This window comes from Phytobacter sp. RSE-02, assembly GCF_040578655.1.
Classification (GTDB): Bacteria; Pseudomonadota; Gammaproteobacteria; order Enterobacterales; family Enterobacteriaceae; genus Phytobacter; species Phytobacter diazotrophicus.
Genome location: NZ_JBEULY010000011.1, coordinates 25,144 through 47,311, shown reverse-complemented (window position 1 = coordinate 47,311; position 22,168 = coordinate 25,144). Strand labels below are relative to the sequence as shown.

At 53.1% G+C, this 22,168-nt stretch carries 24 protein-coding genes and 1 other RNA gene; 9 read left to right on the top strand and 16 right to left on the bottom strand.

The features are described from left to right. Positions 1–15: 15 nt before the first annotated feature. Both ABU190_RS20240 and ABU190_RS20235 read right to left on the bottom strand, forming a co-directional pair. Positions 16–411 (bottom strand): YraN family protein, encoded by a 396-nt coding sequence (locus ABU190_RS20240; protein ID WP_079497065.1) that lies wholly within the window; start codon positions 409–411, stop codon positions 16–18. Next, positions 369–2,498, bottom strand: a complete 2,130-nt coding sequence (locus ABU190_RS20235) for a penicillin-binding protein activator (protein WP_354692244.1) — start codon at positions 2,496–2,498, stop codon at positions 369–371. Before ABU190_RS20235 ends, ABU190_RS20240 begins: the two co-directional genes overlap by 43 nt. Positions 2,499–2,560: 62 nt before the next feature. Between ABU190_RS20235 and rsmI the strand changes: the two genes are divergently transcribed. Further along, positions 2,561–3,427 (top strand): 16S rRNA (cytidine(1402)-2'-O)-methyltransferase, encoded by an 867-nt coding sequence (gene rsmI, locus ABU190_RS20230; protein ID WP_039077498.1) that lies wholly within the window; start codon positions 2,561–2,563, stop codon positions 3,425–3,427. 203 nt (positions 3,428–3,630) lie between these two features. On the opposite strand, the gene garD is transcribed toward rsmI, so the two are convergent. Further along, positions 3,631–5,202: a galactarate dehydratase gene (gene garD / locus ABU190_RS20225; protein WP_039077506.1), complete on the bottom strand. Its 1,572-nt coding sequence runs from the start codon at positions 5,200–5,202 to the stop codon at positions 3,631–3,633. A gap of 423 nt (positions 5,203–5,625) precedes the next feature. Here garD and ABU190_RS20220 point away from each other — a divergent pair, with 423 nt between their 5' ends. From ABU190_RS20220 to ABU190_RS20195, 6 genes are all read left to right on the top strand, one after another. Beyond that, positions 5,626–6,960, top strand: coding sequence for an MFS transporter (locus ABU190_RS20220; RefSeq protein WP_071194457.1), 1,335 nt, complete (start codon positions 5,626–5,628; stop codon positions 6,958–6,960). A 30-nt stretch (positions 6,961–6,990) separates the two neighbouring features. Next, the gene (gene garL, locus ABU190_RS20215) at positions 6,991–7,761 is read left to right on the top strand and encodes a 2-dehydro-3-deoxyglucarate aldolase (protein ID WP_039077508.1); all 771 of its coding nucleotides are present in this window, start codon (positions 6,991–6,993) and stop codon (positions 7,759–7,761) included. Positions 7,762–7,796: 35 nt separating this feature from the next. After that, on the top strand, positions 7,797–8,687 hold the full coding sequence (gene garR, locus ABU190_RS20210) for a 2-hydroxy-3-oxopropionate reductase (protein WP_039077509.1): 891 nt from the start codon (positions 7,797–7,799) through the stop codon (positions 8,685–8,687). Between the two features lie 129 nt (positions 8,688–8,816). Next, positions 8,817–9,962: a glycerate 2-kinase gene (garK, locus tag ABU190_RS20205; protein WP_039077510.1), complete on the top strand. Its 1,146-nt coding sequence runs from the start codon at positions 8,817–8,819 to the stop codon at positions 9,960–9,962. 32 nt (positions 9,963–9,994) lie between these two features. Then, an RNA gene (gene rnpB, locus ABU190_RS20200) (RNase P RNA component class A) lies at positions 9,995–10,376 on the top strand. 243 nt (positions 10,377–10,619) lie between these two features. Continuing rightward, positions 10,620–11,030, top strand: a complete 411-nt coding sequence (locus tag ABU190_RS20195) for an SgcJ/EcaC family oxidoreductase (protein ID WP_039077511.1) — start codon at positions 10,620–10,622, stop codon at positions 11,028–11,030. Between the two features lie 52 nt (positions 11,031–11,082). Here the strand turns inward: ABU190_RS20195 and ABU190_RS20190 are convergent, their stop codons facing one another. Together ABU190_RS20190 and ABU190_RS20185 are read right to left on the bottom strand one after the other, a co-directional pair. After that, positions 11,083–11,250, bottom strand: coding sequence for a hypothetical protein (locus ABU190_RS20190; RefSeq protein ID WP_165157949.1), 168 nt, complete (start codon positions 11,248–11,250; stop codon positions 11,083–11,085). 26 nt (positions 11,251–11,276) lie between these two features. After that, the gene (locus ABU190_RS20185; protein WP_039077512.1) at positions 11,277–11,978 is read right to left on the bottom strand and encodes a pirin family protein; all 702 of its coding nucleotides are present in this window, start codon (positions 11,976–11,978) and stop codon (positions 11,277–11,279) included. A 106-nt stretch (positions 11,979–12,084) separates the two neighbouring features. Here ABU190_RS20185 and yhaJ point away from each other — a divergent pair, with 106 nt between their 5' ends. Next, a complete protein-coding gene (gene yhaJ / locus ABU190_RS20180) occupies positions 12,085–12,981 on the top strand; it encodes a DNA-binding transcriptional regulator YhaJ (protein WP_039077513.1) in 897 nt (298 codons plus the stop codon). A 13-nt stretch (positions 12,982–12,994) separates the two neighbouring features. Here yhaJ and ABU190_RS20175 read toward each other — a convergent pair whose 3' ends face one another. The 11 genes from ABU190_RS20175 to ABU190_RS20125 form a co-directional block, all read right to left on the bottom strand. Then, on the bottom strand, positions 12,995–13,357 hold the full coding sequence (locus ABU190_RS20175) for a DUF805 domain-containing protein (RefSeq protein WP_039077514.1): 363 nt from the start codon (positions 13,355–13,357) through the stop codon (positions 12,995–12,997). A 114-nt stretch (positions 13,358–13,471) separates the two neighbouring features. After that, on the bottom strand, positions 13,472–14,458 hold the full coding sequence (locus ABU190_RS20170; RefSeq protein ID WP_354692243.1) for a glutathione S-transferase family protein: 987 nt from the start codon (positions 14,456–14,458) through the stop codon (positions 13,472–13,474). 72 nt (positions 14,459–14,530) lie between these two features. Beyond that, entirely contained in the window at positions 14,531–14,923 is a 393-nt protein-coding gene (locus ABU190_RS20165; RefSeq protein WP_039077516.1) for a DoxX family protein, read from the bottom strand. A 212-nt stretch (positions 14,924–15,135) separates the two neighbouring features. After that, a complete protein-coding gene (locus tag ABU190_RS20160) occupies positions 15,136–15,426 on the bottom strand; it encodes a YqjK-like family protein (protein ID WP_039077517.1) in 291 nt (96 codons plus the stop codon). Further along, positions 15,423–15,821: a phage holin family protein gene (locus ABU190_RS20155; RefSeq protein WP_071194462.1), complete on the bottom strand. Its 399-nt coding sequence runs from the start codon at positions 15,819–15,821 to the stop codon at positions 15,423–15,425. The genes ABU190_RS20160 and ABU190_RS20155 overlap by 4 nt, the downstream gene beginning before the upstream one ends. A 2-nt stretch (positions 15,822–15,823) precedes the next feature. Continuing rightward, complete coding sequence (locus tag ABU190_RS20150) at positions 15,824–16,129, bottom strand: YqjD family protein (RefSeq protein ID WP_039077519.1); 306 nt, start codon at positions 16,127–16,129, stop codon at positions 15,824–15,826. A 39-nt stretch (positions 16,130–16,168) separates the two neighbouring features. Then, positions 16,169–16,537 (bottom strand): DUF1090 domain-containing protein, encoded by a 369-nt coding sequence (locus ABU190_RS20145; RefSeq protein ID WP_193796331.1) that lies wholly within the window; start codon positions 16,535–16,537, stop codon positions 16,169–16,171. Between the two features lie 145 nt (positions 16,538–16,682). Beyond that, complete coding sequence (gene mzrA / locus ABU190_RS20140; RefSeq protein ID WP_354692242.1) at positions 16,683–17,066, bottom strand: EnvZ/OmpR regulon moderator MzrA; 384 nt, start codon at positions 17,064–17,066, stop codon at positions 16,683–16,685. Next, the gene (gene yqjA / locus ABU190_RS20135; protein ID WP_039077522.1) at positions 17,066–17,731 is read right to left on the bottom strand and encodes a DedA family general envelope maintenance protein YqjA; all 666 of its coding nucleotides are present in this window, start codon (positions 17,729–17,731) and stop codon (positions 17,066–17,068) included. Before yqjA ends, mzrA begins: the two co-directional genes overlap by 1 nt. Positions 17,732–18,072: 341 nt before the next feature. After that, the gene (gene exuR, locus ABU190_RS20130; RefSeq protein WP_047373008.1) at positions 18,073–18,849 is read right to left on the bottom strand and encodes a transcriptional regulator ExuR; all 777 of its coding nucleotides are present in this window, start codon (positions 18,847–18,849) and stop codon (positions 18,073–18,075) included. 136 nt (positions 18,850–18,985) lie between these two features. Next, entirely contained in the window at positions 18,986–20,287 is a 1,302-nt protein-coding gene (locus ABU190_RS20125) for an MFS transporter (RefSeq protein WP_296409527.1), read from the bottom strand. A gap of 455 nt (positions 20,288–20,742) precedes the next feature. Here ABU190_RS20125 and uxaC point away from each other — a divergent pair, with 455 nt between their 5' ends. After that, a complete protein-coding gene (gene uxaC / locus ABU190_RS20120; RefSeq protein ID WP_039077525.1) occupies positions 20,743–22,155 on the top strand; it encodes a glucuronate isomerase in 1,413 nt (470 codons plus the stop codon). The last annotated feature ends 13 nt before the right edge of the window (positions 22,156–22,168 follow it).

Sequence of the window (22,168 nt, the reverse complement as noted above, 5' to 3'; positions counted from 1 at the left end):
CCTATCATTCAGTCATTATGAGTGGTCGTTAAAGGCGTTTTGTATCCACTCAACTTCATTTTCGGTGAAGGCTACCACATCGAACCGGCAATCCACAGTATCAAAACTCCCATTGTGCCGGGCCAGCCACAAACGGGCGGCATGCAGTAATTTACGTTGCTTGCTGGCGGTGACACTGGCCGCGGCGCCGCCGAAAAGTGACGACTTGCGATAGCGCACTTCCACAAATACCGTTGTCGACTTGTCCTGCATAATCAAGTCTATCTCACCGCCGCGCTCGCGCACGTTAGCGGCAAGAAAGCGCATTCCCTTGCGCTCAAGCCAGTGACGCGCCTGTAACTCCCACGCATCACCGGTCTGCTTACGGGTCAACTGGCGGGGACGATTTGCCCCTGCTGGTATTTGAGCCATGACAACTTCCTGTTAATCACGCATTCCTGAGTGGCGGTCAAATCGCCCGTGTTACCGTTAATTTCAAATCCTGGCACCTGACGCATTTGCGAGAAGTGGTTCGCCAGCGTCCAGGCATCCGCACCCATCGCATACAGGCGCGCCAGGGAGTAGTCATTATTGGTATGCATCAACGCCTGTTGCATCAGTGCCGGGTTGCTACCAGCGAGCATCGGGATTTCGCTAAACTGCAATCCTTCCATCTCCAGACGGAAGTCCGGGCCTGAACCGCCCTGAGCGCTACGGGAGCTGGCATACAGAACAATGCCGCTCTGGCTACCGGTACGCATCGCAATCATCGGCTTGATAAGGGCGATTTCATCCTGTGTCGCGACGATATAGACAGAATCAATATTGCCGCCGCCGGTGATCTGCGCTTCGGTTGGCGGAGCCGGAATATTCAACCCGCCAATGGTCACGCCCTGCTGCTGCGGCAGACTGGCCGTGACAGGGCTACCCGTCATTGCAATACCGGAACCGCTGTTAATACCCATGCGTAATTCTGCCGTCGAGCCGAATTTTTGCTGCAGCACGATACCGCCGCCCAGTTTTTGCCACTCCTGGGCGAAAGCGCTGGCGACGCGATCGCCAAGTGAGCTACGCGGCAACAGCAACAGCGGTGTATGACGGCCTTGCTGGTGAATATGGCGTGCCGCATCGCGGGCTTCATCTTCCGGGGAGAGGGCGAAATAACAGATATTCGGACGGTTTTCGACTTTCTCTGGCTGGTTCAACGCCAGCACGTTCAGCGGTGTCTGGCTACGCATTAGCTCTTCGACGTGATTTTTCAGCAGCGGCCCAACAACAATGCTTGCGCCATCTTTCTGTACCTGGCTCAATACCTGGTCAAGCGGCTGTGAACTGGTGTCATAGACTTTCAGCACGGCGGTCGGATTGGCCGGAGTGCTGGCAACGGCAGGAGTATTAACCGGTTGTCCTGCCGGGGCGGCCGGATCGGTTTGTTCAGCAGGAGCCTGTGCGGTTTGCTCAGCAGGTGACGTTTGTTGCGTCTGGTCTGCCGGAGCCTGTACCGGCGACGTTACCGGTGCGCTAGCCGCAGGCGTTGACTGCGGCGTGGTCAGGTCGCTGACATTGGTTTGTGCGGGGCTGACAACATCCGCTGTGGTCGCCATTGTCGCGGCCTGGGCTACCTGGACAGGCACGGCCGGGCCAGAAACAGTGGTGGTGCCGTTTTTTGCCGCTTCAAAACCCTGTTGGATCGCGCGGCTAAAGACGGCTGCCTGGCCATTCAACGGCAGCAGCAACGCGATTTGATTGACCGACGCCGGGCGGAAATTTTGTACATTTGCCAGTTGGCTCGGTAACAGAACCGCGCCAGGATTTTGCGGGAAGCGTTTCTGCCAGTCCGCAATACCCGCTTTTAGCATGTTCGGATCGTTGCGGTTATTGGACCACACGCGTTGTAAATCCAGCCATCCTTGCAGCACCGTTTCGTCCTGGCTCACCTGAATGGCGTTGGCCTGATCGGGCGTCAGGGAAGAGAGTGTCTGCCAGGTCGCATCAATATTCTTTTGTTTGTCCGGTGCCGCAGTCAGCAGCGGTTGCTGTGCGATAAGCGCACGCAGCAGCGTCGGCGACGGTTTGTTCTGGCTTGCGGTGATCACATCCTGCCAGTAACGGGCTTGCTGATTCTGACTAAACCCTTTCAGATCGACCTTGCTCAGCAGTGCCTGCGCACCGGCGTAGTCTTGTTGCGTGAGTTTGAGCTCAGCACTCAGCAAGGTTTGCTCAGCGCGCTGCTCGTCATTCAACTCTTGAGGTAATTGGCCCAACAATTCACTGGCCTGCTGGGTTCTGCCTTCTTTCAGCAGTGCACGAATGGCGAGTAATTGCCAGTTGGTCTTGCTATCATCTGAGCTTTGCTGCATCTGGTGCAGATAAAAACCCGAATCAGCCTCAGCCTTGCCCTCCAGGTGCCCGGTGCTTTGATCGACCGGGTGTGTGCCGCAGCCTGCGAACAGCAGAGCGGCCAGCACGACAGGCAGGCAGCGCATGGCTTTCGAACGTAGAAATGTTGACGGTAGCATACTGTATCCAGTGATATTTTTTACGCAATGCTCAATATTAAATCGGCAATACGGATAGAACAATGAAACAACACGAATCTGCGGACAATTATCAGGGCCAGCTCTACATTGTCCCTACGCCCATCGGCAATTTGGGTGATATTACCCAGCGTGCGCTCACCGTATTGCAGGATGTCGATCTTATCGCTGCCGAGGATACGCGCCACACCGGACTGCTGCTTTCTCATTTCGCCATTAACGCCCGTCTGTTTGCCCTGCACGACCATAATGAGCAACAAAAGGCCGACACGCTGGTGGCGAAGCTAAAAGAAGGGCAAAACATCGCGCTGGTCTCCGATGCGGGTACACCGCTGATTAACGACCCTGGCTACCATCTTGTACGCACCTGCCGTGAAGCGGGCATTCGGGTTGTTCCGCTGCCGGGCCCCTGTGCTGCAATAGCAGCATTAAGTGCGGCGGGGTTACCGTCCGATCGTTTTTGTTACGAGGGGTTTCTGCCCGCCAAATCGAAAGGGCGTCGCGATACCTTAAAATCGCTGGAGACAGAACCGCGCACGCTGATTTTTTATGAGTCAACGCATCGCCTGCTGGAAAGCCTGGAGGACATCGTTGCCGTGCTGGGCGAAGCACGTTATGTGGTGCTGGCCCGCGAGCTGACCAAAACCTGGGAGTCGATTTATGGCGCACCGGTAGGGGAATTGCTGGCATGGGTGAAAGAGGACGAAAACCGCCGCAAAGGTGAGATGGTACTGATCGTCGAAGGTCATAAGGCGCAGGAAGATGCCTTACCCGCCGATGCGCTGCGTACGCTGGCCCTGTTACAGGCTGAACTCCCTCTGAAAAAAGCCGCTGCGCTGGCTGCGGAAATCCACGGCGTGAAGAAAAACGCGCTCTATAAATACGCGCTGGAACAGCAGGGCGATGCCTAACCTTTCTGCTTGGGCATAACAGGGTTATATCCAGGCGATGTCCTGTTTACGAACTCCGGGCTTTCGACCAAAACAGCCATGGTATGAATAACATGGCTGTTTTCGTTACGATTATTGCAGCGGACGCGTTAAACAATCATCCCGTCTTTACCCATCAAAAAGCATGGCCTAAGCCATGCTAAACGATGAGGTTTATTGATGAATCAAGTCACCGGAGCCGGGTTAAAGACAGCCAGTTGGTTGTGCAGACCCCATTGATCCGAAAAGGTTTTCTTACGGCCGCTTGCGACATCAAGGATAAAGTGGAACAGCTTCCAGCCCACCTCCTCGATAGTCTCTTCGCCCGTTGCGATAGTCCCTGCGTTGATATCCATCAGGTCATACCAACGATTGGCCAGTTCAGTGCGGGTTGCCATCTTGATAACCGGCACCGCCATCAGACCGTACGGCGTACCACGACCGGTGGTGAAGACCTGCACGGTGATACCCGACGCAACCTGCTGCGTGCCGCAGACAAAGTCACTGGCCGGCGTTGCCGCGTAAATGAGACCACGTTTGGTTGGTCGCTGGCCCGGAGAAAGCACTTCGGAGATGGCGCTCTTACCTGATTTCGCGATCGAGCCCAGCGCTTTTTCCACCACGTTTGCCAGACCGCCTTTCTTGTTACCCGGCGACGGGTTAGCGCTACGGTCAGTTTGCCCCATGTCCAGGTAGTTATCGTACCAGGCCATCTCTTCCAGCAGGCGTTTGCCCACTTCTTCATTGATTGCACGCGGCGTAAGCAGATGGATAGCATCACGCACTTCGGTCACTTCGGAGAACATGACCGTGCCACCGCAACGTATAAGCAGGTCAGAGGCGTAACCGACAGCCGGGTTTGCGGTCACGCCGGAGAAGGCGTCACTACCACCACACTGCATGCCGACAACCAGTTCAGAAGCCGGGCAGGTTTCGCGCTGGCGCTGGTTGAGTTTTTCCAGATGACGAACCGCAACCTGCAAAATATCGTCAACCATGGATTTGAAACCGACATGATGTTCATCCTGCAGACGGACAATACTGGCATCGTCTACCGGAATCGCTTTCACATCTTCTGTACCCTTAAGCAGGCGTTCAGGCTGCAGTTTTTCACAGCCCAGGCCGATGACCATCACTTCACCGCCAAAGTTCGGGTTCAGCGCGATGTTGTGAATCGTGCGGATAGGCACAACGGCTGCCGGTGCGTTAATCGCCACGCCACAACCATATAGGTGGTTCAGACCGACCACGCCATCCACATTCGGATATTTCGGCAGCAGGTCGCGTTCAATAATTTTCACCACATAGTCGACCACACCCGCCACACAATGCACGCTAGTGGTGATGCCAAGGAGATTCTTGGTACCGACGCTGCCATCGGCGTTGCGATAGCCTTCGAAGGTGTAACCCTCCAGCGGCGGCAACGGTTCGGGCACTTTTGTCGCCAGTGGCAGTGTGTTCAACGGCGGCGCTTTCGGTAATTCAACGGTGGATTCGTCAATCCAGCTTCCGCGTGCAATATCACGCACCGCATAACCGATAACTTCACCGTAACGGATAATTTCCCCGTGATGAGGAATATCTACCAGCGCAACTTTATGACCTTGCGGGATATGTTCGATTAATTCGAGACCATCCGGAAAGCGGGTACCCGCTTTTAATCCATTGTCATTAACGATGATAGCGACATTATCGGTGTCGTGTACTTTAATATAAAACGCCGTAGGCGACTGCTGTCTAATTTCAATGTCGGCCATTATCAAGTAATCTCCAGCTAACGATACGATGCATTACTCAAAAAAAAGAAAGGGAGGATATTCTGTAATTATCAGAAGTTAAAACCTCGGTTGATGAAATAAGAATGTCAGGAGTCTCAATATTAAAATGTGATCTAAATCACTTATTTTCGTGATTACCCGTCCTGTAAGGAAGTGAATTACCAGATCTGTGCATCAGCGCCCAGCTATGTGTGCATATGCTCAAAATAATCTTAATGGCTTATATTAAAATTGAGCAAACCACCAGTGCGTGGCCGAGTGGTGGTGATTATACTGTGCGGTAATAAAATACAAACATGCTATTACCTGATATTACTTTTCGTGAGTTTCTTTTTATATATCGGGTAAATTACATACCAAGAAAATTATATCTTTAAATTAAGCTGCACCAGGGGAAACCATATGTCTGTGCAAAGTTCAGTTGAGGTAAAAAGGGGAATACCAACTCGCTATTTAATTCTGCTCATTATATTTATTGTTACAGCAGTTAACTATGCGGACCGCGCCACGCTCTCTATTGCGGGGACCGATGTCGCGAAAGAGTTGCACCTTGACTCGGTATCGATGGGTTACATTTTTTCTGCGTTTGGCTGGGCGTATCTGCTGATGCAGATCCCGGGTGGCTGGTTACTTGACCGCTATGGCTCGAAAAAAGTATACACCTGGAGCCTGTTCTTCTGGTCGCTCTTTACCTTCTTGCAAGGCTTTGTCGACGTATTCCCGCTCGCATGGGCCGGAGTCTCGATGTTTATCATGCGCTTTATGCTGGGCTTCTCTGAAGCGCCTTCTTTCCCGGCAAATGCCCGTATTGTGGCGGCCTGGTTCCCGGCAAAAGAGCGCGGTACCGCTTCGGCGATTTTTAATGCGGCGCAGTATTTTTCACTCGCACTGTTCTCTCCGCTGCTGGGTTGGCTGACCTTCGCGTGGGGCTGGGAACATGTTTTCACCGTGATGGGCGTGATTGGTTTTGTGCTGACGGCGGCCTGGGTTAAATACATTCATAACCCAACTGACCATCCACGTATGACTCGCGAAGAGCTGGATTACATTTCTGCTAACGGCGCGGTGGTTGATATGGACCACAAAAAAACCGACAGCGATAAGCAATCTGGCCCGAAACTGGATTACATCAAGCAACTATTATCCAGTCGTATGATGCTCGGCGTGTTCTTCGGTCAGTACTTCCTGAACACGATCACATGGTTTTTCCTGACCTGGTTCCCGATTTACCTGGTGCAGGATAAAGGCATGTCAATTTTGAAAGTGGGTTTTGTCGCGTCTATTCCGGCCCTGTGTGGTTTTGGGGGCGGTGTGCTGGGCGGTCTGTTCTCTGACTACCTGATTAAACGTGGTTGTACTTTGACCATGGCACGTAAATTCCCCATCGTAGTCGGGATGTTGTTGGCTTCCAGCATCATTCTGTGTAACTACACCGACAACACCGTGCTGGTTATCGCATTGATGGCACTGGCGTTCTTCGGCAAAGGTTTCGGCGCGTTGGGCTGGCCGGTTATCTCCGATATCGCACCGAAAGAAATTGTCGGTCTGTGCGGAGGCGTGTTTAACGTGTTCGGTAATGTGGCATCGATTGTGACCCCGCTGGTAATTGGGTACATGGTCAAAGAGTTGCATTCGTTCAACGGGGCGCTGATTTTTGTCGGATGCTCGGCCCTGATGATGATGGTGTGCTACCTGTTCGTGGTAGGCGACATCAAACGTATGGAATTGAAAAAATAAGCAACGGCTTAAAAAATTAAGGTGCAAAAGATGAGTAACGATATCTTCCCGAACAAATTTAAAGCTGCGCTGGCGGCAAATCAGGTTCAGATCGGTTGTTGGTCGGCGCTGGGTAGTCATATCAGCACTGAGGTTCTGGGCCTGGCAGGGTTTGACTGGCTGCTGTTGGACGGTGAACACGCCCCGAATGACGTGCTCTCTTTTGTACCGCAGTTGATGGCGCTGAAAGGCAGCGTCAGTGCACCGGTGGTACGTATCCCGACGAACGATCCGGTTGTGATCAAGCGTCTGCTGGATATCGGTTTCTACAACTTCCTCGTTCCGTTCGTTGAAACGGCAGAAGAAGCAGCAAACGCCGTGGCGGCAACCCGTTATCCGCCTGAAGGTATCCGCGGCGTGTCCGTGTCTCACCGCGCCAATATGTTTGGCACCGTACCGGATTACTTCGCGCAGTCGAACAAAAACATCACCATCATCGTGCAGATCGAAAGTCAGGAAGGCGTGGATAACCTCGACGCTATCCTCAAAACCGACGGCGTTGACGGCGTATTCGTCGGTCCGAGCGACCTGGCGGCAACTCTGGGTTATATCGGCAATGCTGCGCACCCGGAAGTACAGCGCACCATCCAGCATATTTTTGCGCGTGCAAAAGCACATGGCAAACCGAGCGGTATCCTGGCGCCTGTTGAGGCAGATGCCCGCCGCTATCTGGAATGGGGTGCGACCATCGTCGCTGTTGGCAGTGACCTGGGTGTGTTCCGTGCGGGTACGCAGAAACTGGCTGATGCCTTTAAAAAATAATCAAACCACCACTGGATAAAGAGAGAGACGCAATTATGACGATGAAAGTTGGTTTCATTGGCCTGGGCATCATGGGTAAACCAATGAGTAAAAACCTCATTAAAGCAGGTTACTCACTGGTGGTCTCCGACCGCAATAGCGATGTGGTCGCAGAACTGATCGCCGCTGGCGCAGAAGCCGCAAGCAGCGCTAAAGCCATCGCAGAGCAGTGTGATGTGATCATCACCATGCTGCCGAACTCCCCGCACGTAAAAGAAGTTGCGCTGGGCGAAGGCGGCATCATTGAAGGCGCTAAACCAGGTACCGTTCTGATCGATATGAGTTCCATCGCTCCGCTGGCCAGCCGTGAAATCAGCGAAGGTCTGAAAGCAAAAGGCATCGAGATGCTGGACGCGCCGGTAAGCGGCGGTGAACCGAAAGCGATCGACGGTACCTTGTCCGTAATGGTTGGCGGTGACAAAGCGCTGTTCGACAAATACTACGATCTGCTGAAAGCCATGGCCGGTTCCGTTGTTCATACCGGCGATATCGGCGCGGGTAACGTGACCAAACTGGCTAACCAGGTCATCGTAGCGCTGAACATTGCTGCAATGTCTGAAGCGCTGTCTCTGGCAACGAAAGCGGGTGTGAATCCTGAGCTGGTATTCCAGGCAATCCGCGGTGGTCTGGCTGGCAGCACCGTGCTGGAAGCAAAAGCACCGATGGTACTCAACCGCAACTTTAAACCGGGTTTCCGTATCGACCTGCATATCAAAGATCTCTCCAACGCACTCGATACCTCTCATGGTGTAGGTGCGCAGTTGCCGCTGACTGCCGCAGTCATGGAAATGATGCAGGCATTGCGTGCTGATGGTCACGGTAGCGACGACCACAGCGCTCTCGCGTGCTACTACGAAAAACTGGCGAAAGTAGAAATCTCTCGCTAATAAGAAGGGTGCGGGAGCGCACCCTGAATTTCTTAAGCATCAACAGCTTGCAGGTCGAAAATCGCGGTGACGTGAATGGCCTGTGAGGTGAAATGAATGCCTTGCGCGGCAATGTCAGGCTAATCAACTATGAAAATCGTAATCGCCCCAGACTCTTATAAAGAAAGCCTTTCTGCTACCGAAGTAGCGCAGGCGATAGAAAAAGGATTTCGGGAAATTTTCCCGAATGCTCAATACGTTTCAGTTCCGGTCGCAGATGGCGGTGAGGGAACGGTTGAAGCCATGATTGCCGCGACAAAAGGTTCTGTGCACAGTGCATGCGTCACCGGCCCTTTAGGTGAAAATGTCGATGCGCGTTGGGGGATGTCCGGCGACGGTAAAACAGCCTTTATAGAAATGGCCGCCGCCAGCGGTCTGGCACTTGTGCCCCCTGAATTACGAAACCCTCTGATCACCACTTCACGCGGCACCGGGGAACTTATTTTGCACGCGCTGGATCATGGGGCGAAAAACATTATTATCGGCATCGGCGGTAGCGCAACGAACGACGGCGGAGCGGGTATGGTACAGGCGCTTGGCGCGAAGCTGTGTGATGCCAATGGTACCGACATCGGCAACGGCGGCGGTAGCCTGATAAGCCTGAATGCTATTGATGTTTCCGGGCTCGATCCGCGTCTTGAAGGCTGCACCATTCGTGTTGCCTGTGATGTGACAAACCCGCTGACCGGCGAAAAAGGCGCATCGCGTATCTTTGGGCCACAAAAAGGCGCGACGGAAGCGCTGATCGTTGAGCTGGACCGTAATCTTGCCCATTACGCCGATGTGATTAAAAAATCGCTGCATATTGATGTGAAAAATGTGCCGGGAGCCGGTGCGGCGGGGGGGATGGGCGCCGCGTTGATGGCATTCCTCGGCGCGGAGCTGCGTAGCGGTATCGAAATCGTAACCCAGGCATTGAATCTGGAAGAACATATTCATGATTGTACCCTGGTGGTCACCGGTGAAGGCCGTATCGACAGCCAGAGTATCCACGGTAAAGTGCCGGTGGGCGTGGCAAACGTGGCAAAAAAATACCACAAGCCAGTTATCGGTATTGCCGGAAGCCTGACGCGTGATGTTGGCATTGTGCATCAGTATGGTATTGACGCGGTATTCAGCGTCCTGACCAGCATTGGTACGCTGGAAGAGGCGTTCCGTGGTGCTTTTGACAATATTTATCATGCATCCCGCAATATTGCGGCCACCTTACAGGTTGGCATGTCTGCTGAGGGGTGACATCGGCGCGCAAACCCTCTATACTGCGCGCCGAAGCTGACCAGACAGTCGCCGCTTCGTCGTTGTCCTCCTTCGGGGGAGACAGGCGGAGGGGAGGAAAGTCCGGGCTCCATAGGGCAGGGTGCCAGGTAACGCCTGGGGGGTGTAACAGCCTACGACCAGTGCAACAGAGAGCAAACCGCCGATGGCCCACGCAAGTGGGATCAGGTAAGGGTGAAAGGGTGCGGTAAGAGCGCACCGCGCGGCTGGTAACAGTTCGCGGCACGGTAAACTCCACCCGGAGCAAGGCCAAATAGGGGTTCATAAGGTACGGCCCGTACTGAACCCGGGTAGGCTGCTTGAGCCAGTGAGCGATTGCTGGCCTAGATGAATGACTGTCCACGACAGAACCCGGCTTATCGGTCAGTTTCGATCTTTTCAGGTAAAAACCCGCTTCGGCGGGTTTTTGCTTTTTTGTGGTTTCAAATTTCTGCACGATCTTCCCTCTGGCTCCAGTGGGGCGAGGGGAAGCCTGAACATTCCCCGGTGGCGCTGCGCTTACCGGGGCTACGGTCTCGCCATACTCCTATTTCCGGTAGCTATCCGCGTCTCGCCGTTACATTTTCCGCTGACAATGCTCTACTGAGTACCGGAACATACTCACAGGACGCATCTGACATGAGCTCACACCCAATACGGAAAATCATCGAAGCCTGCGACAAGGCGATATCAGCAAAAGATTACGATACCCTGATGACGTTTTACGCGGACGATGCCGCGCTGGTCATAAAGCCGGGAATGATTGCCAAAGGAAAAGACAATATTCGCAACGCTTTTATGGCCATCGCTGACTATTTCCAGGGGAATCTGGTGGTAGAACAAGGGGAGATGCAGGTCATTGAAGGCGCCGATAACGCGCTGGTCATCATGGAAACCCTGCTGCGTTACCCGGACGGCAAAGGCGGCACTGTTAAGACAATCCGTCGTGCGACATATGTTTTTCGCCACACTGCTTCGCAGGGCTGGTTATGCACTATCGATAATTCTTACGGCACCGATTTGCTGGATAGCGCGTTGCCGTCAGGCTAATTTTTCCGCAAACCTCACAAAAAAAGCCCCGGTTTTTAAACCAGGGCTTCTGTTACGCTGCTTCGTCTTCTTGCGCCAGCCGCTGCTCTGCATCGGCGACGATAGCTTCCAGTTCGGTCAACATATCGTCGTAATCAAAAGATTGCGGCGATGCTTCCGGTGTCGTTTGCTCTGTGGAAATGGGTTTTGACGTTCTGTTTTGAACACTCTTTTTTTTCACCTTGGTACTCCGTAAAACTCTTGCGCTTACACGGGTAAATCTATCAGTAAAGCGCGCAACGGCGTATCGGCGACTAACGTTATGTTAGCCTCATCACGAATAAACGCACCGTCACCACAGGTGAGCGCTTCCCGCGATTCGCACGGCATGACGGCGTGTACTGTACCGTGGATCGACTGCAAATAGGCGCGAGGCCCATGCAGTTGAAACGTCAGCTCTTCACCTTTTTCCAGTTCGATATGGTGCAACCACACCTGTTGGCGTAATTGCAGGCTGTCCTGGCTTCCGTCTGGGGATGCCAGCAACTGGCGAGCCTGATCGGCAATCATCACTTTCTGCACCGTCGGATTTTCCCGTTCCGGGCAGGCATCCAGCCACAACTGCATACGCGTCAGCGGCTTGTCTTTACTCAGATTATGTTCGCTATAGCTAATGCCCGGCTGAGTCGCAATGAGCAACGCTTCGCCCGTTTTCGCCTGAATATGGTTACCTTCGCTGTCGCGATACTCGGCTTCGCCTTCCAGAATCAGGTTCAGAATATCAACTTTCGGGTAGGTACGCGGCTGGAATGAGGCTCCGGGTGCCAGTACTTCCTGGTTCAGTACGCGCAGGGAGGCGTAGCCCAAAAGTTTCGGGTCAAAGTAATGTCCAAAGGAAAAGGTGTAGCGGGCCTGCAGCCAGCCGAAGTCCGCTTGTCCACATTGTTTGGCTGTTCTGGTAGTAATCATAATTCTTGACCTCTCTTTACACTAAAACAATGGTAAAGGTATGGACGCTGCATTGTTAGCCAGATATTCTGCCCGGTATGTTCAAATTTCCTGAATGAGAACAAAAATGGCGAAAGATAGGGCACTTACGCTGGAAGCGTTACGCGTCATGGACGCAATTGACCGTCGCGGTAGCTTTGCCGCCGCGGCAGATGAACTGGGGCGGGTACCCTCTGCGCTCAGCTATACGATGCAGAAACTGGAAGAAGAGCTGGACGTTGTTCTGTTTGACCGCTCTGGCCATAGAACGAAGTTTACCAACGTTGGTCGCATGCTGCTGGAACGTGGCCGTGTTTTGCTCGAAGCGGCTGACAAACTCACTACCGATGCCGAAGCGCTGGCGCGCGGCTGGGAAACGCACCTGACGCTGGTTACCGAAGCACTGGTGCCGACGCCCGAGCTTTTCCCGCTTGTCGATAAACTGGCGGCAAAAGCCAACACGCAACTCTCGATCATTACCGAAGTGCTGGCAGGCGCCTGGGAGCGGCTGGAGCAGGGGCGTGCGGATATTGTGATCGCGCCGGATATGCATTTCCGCTCTTCGTCGGAAATCAACTCTCGCAAGCTGTACAAGGTACTGAACGTTTATGTCGCGGCACCAGACCATCCGATTCACCACGAACCGGAACCGTTGTCTGAGGTGACTCGCGTGAAATATCGCGGCGTGGCGGTTGCGGATACCGCGCGCGAGCGCCCGGTGCTGACGGTGCAGTTACTGGACAAACAGCCGCGTCTGACGGTCAGTACCATTGAGGATAAACGTCAGGCTTTACTGGCGGGGCTGGGTGTGGCGACGATGCCTTATCCGTTGGTTGAGCAGGACATTGCAGAAGGGCGTTTGCGCGTCGTCAGTCCTGAATATACCAGCGAAGTCGACATCATCATGGCCTGGCGGCGCGATAGCATGGGCGAAGCGAAAGCCTGGTGTCTGCGCGAAATACCGAAACTCTTCTCCGGGAAATAATTCCCCCGGCCCCTTAAGGAAACGCTTTTGGCTCAGGGCCGAAGCGATTTTCTTCGGGGGTACCGTGCTGGCTCCAGAAGGCCAACAACATCAACCAACCCAGGACAGGAACACACCACAACCACAGCCATTTGGCGGTGCGATCGGTATCGTGCAACCGGCGGGACTGAACGGCAAGGGAAGGCAGGAAAACCAGCAGAGCGTAGATCAGGCTTAACAGGCCAATGCCACCCGTGCGCCAGCCTAAAATTTCATCCACCACGACAAGTACGCCAAAGAGAATGAGGTTGACCAGCATAAACATCCAGAACTCCCGGCGATGCGCACGGCCATGAAAGAGGACGTAGTTGCTCAGCACTTTGAAATACCAATCCATTCTCTACCTCGAAAGACGTTCAATACGTTGTTTTCTCAGCGATCACTGTAAGAATAGACGGGGATAAAAGGATGCGTGAAATATTTTCGGGCGCAACGGCTGCGCCCGAAAATATTATGCGAAACGAAGGTCCCGACCGTGAGGCTCGTTAAGATCCTGCCACGGGCCGATGGAGATAATCCCCGTCGGATTGATGGTTTTGTGGCTGCGGTAGTAGTGGGTACGAATATGGTCAAAATTGACCGTTTCCGCGATGCCTGGCATCTGGTAGATATCCCGCAGGAAGCCATAGAGGTTGAGATAGTCGCTAATGCGATGCTTATCGCACTTAAAGTGGGTCACGTACACCGGATCGAAACGGATAAGCGTTGTCCACAGGCGAATGTCCGCCTCGGTTAACCGATCGCCTGTCAGGTAGCGATGTTGCCCCAGGATTTGTTCCAGCCGGGCGAGGGATTCGAAGACCTTTTCGACGGCTTCATCGTAAGCCTGCTGGCTGGTGGCAAAACCGGCCTTATAGACACCGTTATTGACGTTGTCGTAGATCCAGCTATTCAGCTCGTCAATTTGCGTGCGCAATTCTGGTGGGTAATAGTCGCCAGCACGCGCCCCTTGCGCATCAAACGCAGTGTTGAACATGCGAATGATTTCAGCCGATTCATTGCTGACAATCGTGTGGTTCTTTTTGTCCCACAGTACCGGGACCGTTACGCGTCCGGTGTATTGCGGGTCGGCATGAAGATAAAGCTGATAGAGGAATTCATGCTGATAAAGCGCGTCGCCTGTCGCTGCCGGAAAGTTATCATCAAACGTCCAGCCGTTTTCCAGCATCAGCGGATTCACCACCGAAACCGGTAAAAAATCGTCCAGCCCTTTTAGCGTGCGCATGATGAGCGTGCGGTGCGCCCAGGGACAGGCGAGAGAAACATACAGGTGATATCTGTCTTTTTCCGCTGCAAAGCCGCCTTCGCCGGATGGACCCGGTGCGCCATCGGCGGTGAGCCAGTTACGAAATGCGGACACTGAGCGCTGGAAGCGGCCACCGGTTGACCTGGTATCATACCAGGTATCATGCCAGACGCCGTCAATGAGTTGTCCCATGATGCATTCTCCTTTAGATGGCAAAAGCGAGGAGATGTCTCCTCGCTTCATGTCTTTATCAGTATAGAGCGCTTACCACTTTTTATTCAGTACGCGGTCGATGCTGAATGCGCCCGGACCGGTGATAGCCAGCAGCAGGAAGCCACCGGTGATGCTCAGGTTTTTCATAAACATCAGGGAGTTCATGCCTTCCGCAAAGTTACTGTGGAAGATAAACGCGGTCAGCAGGGTGAAGCCTGCGGTGAACAGCGCGGTGGTGCGTGTCAGAAAACCGAACAGAATGGCCAGACCGCCGCCGAACTCAAGCAGGATAACCAGCGGCAACATAAAGCCCGGGACACCCATGGCTTCCATATATTGCTGAGTGCCGGCATAACCGGTGATTTTGCCCCAGCCTGCGGTAATGAACAGGATTGGCATCAGGATACGCGCTACCAGTACACCAACATCTTCTAATTTTTTCATCTTTCTCTCCAGGGAACCACAATGTCTTTTTTAGTGAAATGTTCGGCAATCATGGGCGCTGGCCGCATGGTTGCTGTCGATGGAGAGGATATTAAACGGGGCGGGAAAAGATTGTTAGCAAGGAAAACTGTCGAAATTTTTCAAAGATACTGATGAAGTTGGCGTAAAAAAAGGCTGCTACCCCGGCCAGTATGGCACCGCCGGGGAGTCTGTTAACGCTGTTGATCAAGCGTGGATTTTACCAGCCGCCAGACGCTCCACAGCCCAAGCCCGCGTTTCGCCCAGCGCATCAGCATGCTGGGATGGCGCACCGACCATACGGCCATAAAGCTGCTACCGACCAGTGCCCAGGAACGCAGGCTGAGGAAGGTGTTCCACCCGCGATCATAGACACCGGTGGCGTCCACCCAGTCACGGCGGGCGGCGGTCAAATCCAGCCGTTGCTGCTGAATTTGGCTGAGCAAAAGGGCTTTACGCTTGAGACGCTCGGCCTTGTGACTCATGGTTTATCCTCTTCCAGTAACTGACGATCATTGGCCAGTTCCTGTCGCGTGTGGCGCAGAATTGTGGATTCGCGGGCTTTACGTAGGGTCCAGATACCGCCAATCAACGCCAGCACCAGGAGCACCACCGTGGTGGCGATCATGGCGTTGAGTCGGTATTGCGGGTCGATGGCCCAGATAACCAGTACCATCAGACTCATCAGGCCAAATGCAGCGAACAGCATGGTCAGCCCTAACATCATGAGCAACTGGAAGAGGTTTGCTTTTTCCTCTTCCAGTTCGACCACTGCCAGCCGGAGCCGCGTTTCCACCATTTCAACCATGATGGAAACAATGCGTTGCCCAATACCCAGTACGCTTTTGCCCGGTCCTTGCGCGTGTCGTGAATCCGCCATAATCAGCGACGCGTCAGGAGCACGCCCAACACGACGCCAATCGCCGCGCCAATGCCCACGCTGGCCCATGGGTTTTCACGTACATATTCGTCAGTCCTTGCAGCGGCTTCGCGGGTCTGGCGGGCAATGGCATCCCCCGTTTCGCCCAGACGATAACGGCTTTCCTGCAAGGCTTTTTCGGCTTTGCTGCGCAGTTTGCTCAACTCTTCTTTTGATTTGTCCCCGGAGGTGCTCAGTACTTCCTCAAGGGTATCCGCCAGGGATTTCAACTCAGCGCGCAGATGTTCAGTATTTGCCTCTTTAGACATAATTCTCTCCAGGTGAGTGAGTGTTAACTTCCATCAAAATCAGTAGTCACGCGCTTCAAGCGCCTTAAGTTCTGCCTCGGCCTCTTTCAGCTTGTGATCGCGTTTACTTATTTTGTCCGCATCGCCTTTCTGTTTCGCTTTAGCGAGATCTTCGCGACGTTCGGCAACCTCGTCTTTCTGTCTGGCAATTTTGCGCTGGTGCTCCGCACGCAATTTACTGTCGGAACAGGTGGTGCGAACCTCGTGCAGCGCCTTATTCAGCCCTTCAACCCGACTCTGATTGTTGTGCTTTTCGGCATAGCTGATTTCACGCGTAATCTCCTGCTCCTTCTCCTGACAGGGGGAGGCGGCCTGAGACATCGCGCTTACAGATAATAGGGTTAGCGCCAGTGCGATGCGGTATTTCATGGTCGAAACCTTCCATTGTTGGCTGGCGAAACAAGGCTCGCCAGCATCCAGTGACATAACGTGGACTTTGGTTCCATTAACTCAAGCATAGAACGTTAACGGCTAAAGCACCAAAGTAGGTGAAAAGATTCAGAATCCTGGAGGATCAGCCAAATCGATGGGTGGTATCGCGTAAACGCGAAAGCCAGGCAGAGGTCTGGCTTTCGTCATCCTGTAACGCGACGATGTAGCCGTGGGGCAGCGTTCTGTCCAGCACTTCCTTGGCAGCAGCGCTCTGGGCACTGGACTCAAATTTGATTAACAGTGTGTCGTTTTGCGGCGTAATGCTTTTGAAATGGATGCCGTTTGCGTCCAGATGATGCCAAATGGAAAAACCATCCGGCACGCTTGTGTTTTGTGCGATTGGGCGTATCGCCAGCGTAGACTCACGGTTTTGCAGTGTCACCCAACCCAAAAAGAGTACGCTGAACAGCGCCATCGCGGCGATGCCCATAAACAACCAGCGCAGGAAGGGACGTTGCGATTCCATTATTGACCCCGATTACCGTATTTTTTCTTCCACAACACCACCAGTGTGCCAACCAGGCCAATCACCAGCAGCACAACGGGAAGGAGCATCAAACAAGACATCAACGCGTCTTCATATTTACGAAACACTGGCGTTATACCCAACAAATACCCCAGTGTCGTTAGAATCAGCACCCACAACAAACCGCTCATCCAGTTGAAAAACTGGAAGCGAGCGCTACTAAGACCCGAAATTCCGGCAATAGTTGGTAACAGGGTGCGAACAAATGCAATAAAACGCCCAATCAGCAACGCTGAGAGGCCATGTTTATGAAAAAGATGATGTGCACGTTGGTGATAATGCGCCGGAAGGTGCGATAACCAGTTTTGCACGGTTCGCGTGTTCCCCAGCCATCGGCCCTGAATATAGCTCAGCCAACAGCCCAGACTGGCGGCCGCTGTTAATAACAAAATGGTTTGTGGATAGCCCATAGCCCCTTTGGCAATCAAAACACCCACCAGCACCAGGAGACTGTCGCCAGGAAGGAAAGCGGCCGGAAGCAGGCCATTCTCAAGAAATAAGATGACAAATAACACAAAGTAGAGCATGCCGATCATGGATGGATTGGCCAGCGTTTCGAAATCCTGGCTCCAGAGGGCATGCAGCAGTTGGCTTAAAAGTTCCATTCAATGTTCCTGGTACATCGGTTTACGGCACGTCGATTACCTGTAAAACAGCACGGCGACATTATTGATAGTGACATTATGGTCGCTCGTGGCGCATTCAGCAGCCTGACTATTCCGGTAACAACGCTGTGAGCAAGCGCTAACTCACGCAGTGGCAAAGTGCGTCCAATTGTAACAAATGCCATAGTTCTGCGGCAGAGAAATTACGCTTTGTCAGAAAATGATTTTGCTTGTCGAAAGGAGGGGTGGCGAGGGTATTTACAAAGGCTGACACTCTATACTTTTTACTGACCCTTAAGTGGCCAGGCGCAGGAGGGCTGTGCGCCTGACAAAGAAAAGCCTTATTTTACGCCACTAGCTACGGTATCAAGGTGAACAACGGGGTTTTCCGCAAACAGATAGCGGTCAGCATTGAACTCAAAATCATCGCTGGTTTCGTTAAACAGCATCTGCTTGGTGTTTTCCAGATGCTGCCACATCGCGACTTTCGCCGCATGCGGGTCTTTGCGAATCAAGGCCTTGAGGATTTGGTCATGATCGTCACACCAGTTATCCACGGTGCGCAAATCGATATGGTCGTGCAGTTTTTTCCAGTACGGGTTGTGAACACGCTGGGTCCACATTTTTTCGACGATTGCTGCCAGCGCGCTGTTTTGTGTCGCCAGGGCTACCTGCACATGAAACTGTAAATCCCATTCGGAATCGCGGAAGCACTTCTCTTTACGCGCGTTTTCCTGAATTTCCATCAGTTTCATGATGTCTTGTTTGGTTACCTGCGTCGCGGCAAATTCAGCAATGTTGCTTTCAATCAACTGACGTGCCTGCAGCAGCTCAAATGGACCGTAGTTTGCAAATTCCAGCGATTCGTCAGGGGCCTGGGTATGACGAGGTTGATTGGAAATAACATGAATGCCTGAACCTTTACGAACTTCAACATAACCTTCGACTTCCAGCATGATGATTGCTTCACGAACCACGGTCCGGCTGACGCTTTTTTCGTCTGCAATAAAGCGCTCGGCGGGAAGTTTGTCACCCACAAGGTAAACACCCTGCTCGATCCGGCTTTTCAGCTCGGCGGCAAGTTGTTGGTACAAACGACGTGATTCAGTGATTTCCATATGCGCTCCAGGCAAGATAAGGCATTAGTAGATTTGTTATACCACTTTTACGCCATTCTCACCACAACAAGGCAAGAAAAAGCCGCCCGAAACGGTGGGCGGCTTTTGGGAAACAGTAGTACAGATAAGGCGTGTACTAGCTTTGCGTTGCGGTACCGCCGACCGCACTTTCCTGCGCTAATTCACTGGCGGATTTATTTTTTAACACCGTCCAGATTACCACCGCACCGAGCAGGTCGAACAGTGCCAGCACGGCGAACAGTGGGCTAAAGCCGATGGTGTCAGCCAGCGCACCTACCACCAAAGCAAACATGGTACTTGCTGTCCACGCCGCCATACCGGTCAGACCGTTCGCGGTTGCCACTTCGTTACGACCAAACACATCGGAAGACAGAGTAATCAATGCACCGGACAGAGACTGGTGAGCGAAGCCGCCAATACACAGCAGACCAATTGCAACATATGGGCTGGTAAACAGGCCGATCATGCCTGGGCCGATCATCAGCAGCGCGCCCATGGTCACAACCATTTTACGAGAAACAATCAGGTTCACACCAAACCAGCGCTGGAACAGCGGTGGCAGGTAACCGCCGACGATACAACCCAGGTCAGCAAACAGCATTGGCATCCAGGCGAACATAGCGATTTCTTTCAGGTTAAAGCCGTAGACTTTGAACATGAACAGCGGGATCCAGGCGTTGAACGTACCCCATGCCGGCTCTGCCAGGAAACGCGGCAGTGCGATACCCCAGAACTGACGGGTGCCCAGAATCTGCAGGACGGACATTTTCTTGCCATTGAAAGTCTGGTGCTGTGCTTCCTGACCGCCAATGATGTATTCGCGTTCTTCTTCAGACAGTTTTTTCTGATCGCGCGGGTGTTTGTAGAAAATCAGCCATGCCATTGCCCATGCGAAGCTCAGCACACCAGAGATAATGAACGCGAGCTGCCAACTGTGCATGACGATTGCCCACACGACCAGCGGGGGTGCAATCATCGCGCCAATAGAAGAACCGACGTTGAAATAGCCCACAGCGATAGAACGTTCTTTCGCCGGGAACCACTCAGAAGCCGCTTTCAGGCCTGCAGGAATCATTGCTGCTTCGGCAGCACCAACGGCACCGCGCGCCAGCGCCAGTCCACCCCAGCTTCCTGCCAGCGCAGTAGCGCCACAGAAGATGGCCCAGGTCACGGCGAAGACGGCGTAGCCGACTTTGGTGCCCAGGATATCCAGCACATAACCTGCGACTGGCTGCATGATGGTATACGCCGCCGAATAGGCCGCAATGATATAGGAGTATTGCTGCGTGGAGATATTCAATTCTTGCATCAGCGTAGGTGCCGCCGCCGCAATCGTGTTACGCGTCAAGTAACCCAGCACGGTGCCGAGCGTCACCAGCGCTATCATGTACCAACGTAACCCTTTAATTTTACGCATGTAAACCTCATCGTTATGTTAATTCCGCCAGCGCGGTCACCTGCCGGTTGCGGTCGGGAGGTGGAAACGGAGGGCGTAACCGGTAAACACCGGAACGACCCGAACCTTGCTATTCAACGTGCTCAATTCGGTATCCGTACCGTAAAGACCGATGATTTATCACCGGCAATGCATTCCGTCGGCTTATGTATTCGACGGCAGAAAGATAACTTGTCATACAACTTCAAAAGGTGAGTGACATCACAAAAGTGTTTTTCTTTGTGTGGTTTTTAACTTTGCGGCAGCAGACCAGAACTGGCGCGGCCTGGCGGTGATTTTGACGCGCAATCTTGTAAATATTTGTCATCGTTTATTGATCTAACTCACGAAAAAGTCTTCGGCCACTGGAAATTGGTGTGATAACTTTGTCAGCATTAAGGTAAGCATCAGACGCACTCGTTGAGAGGAAGACGATAATGACCCCGTTTATGACCGAAGATTTTCTGTTAGATACCGAATTTGCGCGCCGCCTGTACCATGACTACGCGAAAGATCAGCCGATTTTTGACTTCCATTGCCATCTGCCGCCGCAGCAGATCGCAGATAATTACCGTTTTAAAAACCTGTATGACATCTGGTTAAAAGGTGATCACTACAAGTGGCGTGCAATGCGCACCAATGGTGTGCCGGAACGCCTGTGTACCGGCGATGCCAGCGATCGTGAGAAGTTTGATGCCTGGGCCGCAACCGTACCGCATACGATTGGCAACCCGTTATACCACTGGACCCATTTAGAGCTTCGTCGTCCATTTGGTATTACAGGTAAGCTGCTTTCCCCGTCTACGGCGGATGAAATCTGGAATCTGGGCAATGAATTGCTGGCGCAGGATAAATTTACTGCCCGCGGTATCATGCAGCAGATGAATGTGAAGATGGTCGGTACCACTGACGATCCGATCGACTCTCTGGAACACCACGCTGCCGTTGCCAAAGACACCACCTTCACCATCAAAGTGCTGCCAAGCTGGCGTCCGGACAAAGCCTTCAATATTGAACTGGCTACGTTTAACGACTACATGAGCAAGCTGGGTGAAGTGTCTGACACCGATATCCGTCGCTTTGCCGATCTGCAAACGGCGCTGACTAAACGTCTGGATCACTTTGAAGCACACGGTTGTAAAGTGTCGGACCACGCGCTTGACGTTGTGCTCTTCGCCGAAGCAAGCGACGCGGAACTGGACAGCATCCTCGCACGCCGTCTGGCGGGTGAAGCATTAAGCCAGCATGAAGTCGCGCAGTTTAAAACAGCCGTTCTGGTATTCCTCGGCGCGGAATATGCCCGTCGCGGTTGGGTACAGCAGTATCACATTGGCGCGCTGCGTAATAACAACCTGCGCCAGTTCAAACTGCTGGGGCCAGATGTGGGCTTCGATTCCATTAATGACCGTCCGCTGGCGGAAGAACTGTCAAAATTACTCAGCAAACAGAACGAAGAAAACCTGCTGCCGAAAACCATCCTGTATTGCCTGAACCCTCGTGATAACGAAGTGCTGGGCACCATGATCGGCAACTTCCAGGGTGAAGGCATGCCAGGCAAGATGCAGTTTGGTTCCGGCTGGTGGTTCAACGACCAGAAAGACGGTATGGAACGTCAGATGACCCAACTGGCGCAGCTCGGTCTGCTGAGCCGCTTTGTGGGCATGCTGACTGATAGCCGCAGCTTCCTGTCTTATACCCGTCACGAATATTTCCGTCGCATTCTGTGCCAGATGATTGGCCGCTGGGTGCACGCGGGTGAAGCTCCGGCTGATATTCAGCTACTGGGCGAGATGGTGAAAAATATCTGCTTTAACAATGCGCGTGACTACTTCGCGATTGAACTGAACTAAGGCCGTTTGAGGT

Bases quoted from the DNA above. Each gene is read 5' to 3' on its own strand.
- ABU190_RS20240 (WP_079497065.1), bottom strand. From the start codon at position 411: ATGGCTCAAATACCAGCAGGGGCAAATCGTCCCCGCCAGTTGACCCGT.
- ABU190_RS20235 (WP_354692244.1), bottom strand. From the start codon at position 2,498: ATGCTACCGTCAACATTTCTACGTTCGAAAGCCATGCGCTGCCTGCCT.
- rsmI (WP_039077498.1), top strand. From the start codon at position 2,561: ATGAAACAACACGAATCTGCGGACAATTATCAGGGCCAGCTCTACATT.
- garD (WP_039077506.1), bottom strand. From the start codon at position 5,202: ATGGCCGACATTGAAATTAGACAGCAGTCGCCTACGGCGTTTTATATT.
- ABU190_RS20220 (WP_071194457.1), top strand. From the start codon at position 5,626: ATGTCTGTGCAAAGTTCAGTTGAGGTAAAAAGGGGAATACCAACTCGC.
- garL (WP_039077508.1), top strand. From the start codon at position 6,991: ATGAGTAACGATATCTTCCCGAACAAATTTAAAGCTGCGCTGGCGGCA.
- garR (WP_039077509.1), top strand. From the start codon at position 7,797: ATGACGATGAAAGTTGGTTTCATTGGCCTGGGCATCATGGGTAAACCA.
- garK (WP_039077510.1), top strand. From the start codon at position 8,817: ATGAAAATCGTAATCGCCCCAGACTCTTATAAAGAAAGCCTTTCTGCT.
- ABU190_RS20195 (WP_039077511.1), top strand. From the start codon at position 10,620: ATGAGCTCACACCCAATACGGAAAATCATCGAAGCCTGCGACAAGGCG.
- ABU190_RS20185 (WP_039077512.1), bottom strand. From the start codon at position 11,978: ATGATTACTACCAGAACAGCCAAACAATGTGGACAAGCGGACTTCGGC.
- yhaJ (WP_039077513.1), top strand. From the start codon at position 12,085: ATGGCGAAAGATAGGGCACTTACGCTGGAAGCGTTACGCGTCATGGAC.
- ABU190_RS20175 (WP_039077514.1), bottom strand. From the start codon at position 13,357: ATGGATTGGTATTTCAAAGTGCTGAGCAACTACGTCCTCTTTCATGGC.
- ABU190_RS20170 (WP_354692243.1), bottom strand. From the start codon at position 14,458: ATGGGACAACTCATTGACGGCGTCTGGCATGATACCTGGTATGATACC.
- ABU190_RS20165 (WP_039077516.1), bottom strand. From the start codon at position 14,923: ATGAAAAAATTAGAAGATGTTGGTGTACTGGTAGCGCGTATCCTGATG.
- ABU190_RS20160 (WP_039077517.1), bottom strand. From the start codon at position 15,426: ATGAGTCACAAGGCCGAGCGTCTCAAGCGTAAAGCCCTTTTGCTCAGC.
- ABU190_RS20155 (WP_071194462.1), bottom strand. From the start codon at position 15,821: ATGGCGGATTCACGACACGCGCAAGGACCGGGCAAAAGCGTACTGGGT.
- ABU190_RS20150 (WP_039077519.1), bottom strand. From the start codon at position 16,129: ATGTCTAAAGAGGCAAATACTGAACATCTGCGCGCTGAGTTGAAATCC.
- ABU190_RS20145 (WP_193796331.1), bottom strand. From the start codon at position 16,537: ATGAAATACCGCATCGCACTGGCGCTAACCCTATTATCTGTAAGCGCG.
- mzrA (WP_354692242.1), bottom strand. From the start codon at position 17,066: ATGGAATCGCAACGTCCCTTCCTGCGCTGGTTGTTTATGGGCATCGCC.
- yqjA (WP_039077522.1), bottom strand. From the start codon at position 17,731: ATGGAACTTTTAAGCCAACTGCTGCATGCCCTCTGGAGCCAGGATTTC.
- exuR (WP_047373008.1), bottom strand. From the start codon at position 18,849: ATGGAAATCACTGAATCACGTCGTTTGTACCAACAACTTGCCGCCGAG.
- ABU190_RS20125 (WP_296409527.1), bottom strand. From the start codon at position 20,287: ATGCGTAAAATTAAAGGGTTACGTTGGTACATGATAGCGCTGGTGACG.
- uxaC (WP_039077525.1), top strand. From the start codon at position 20,743: ATGACCCCGTTTATGACCGAAGATTTTCTGTTAGATACCGAATTTGCG.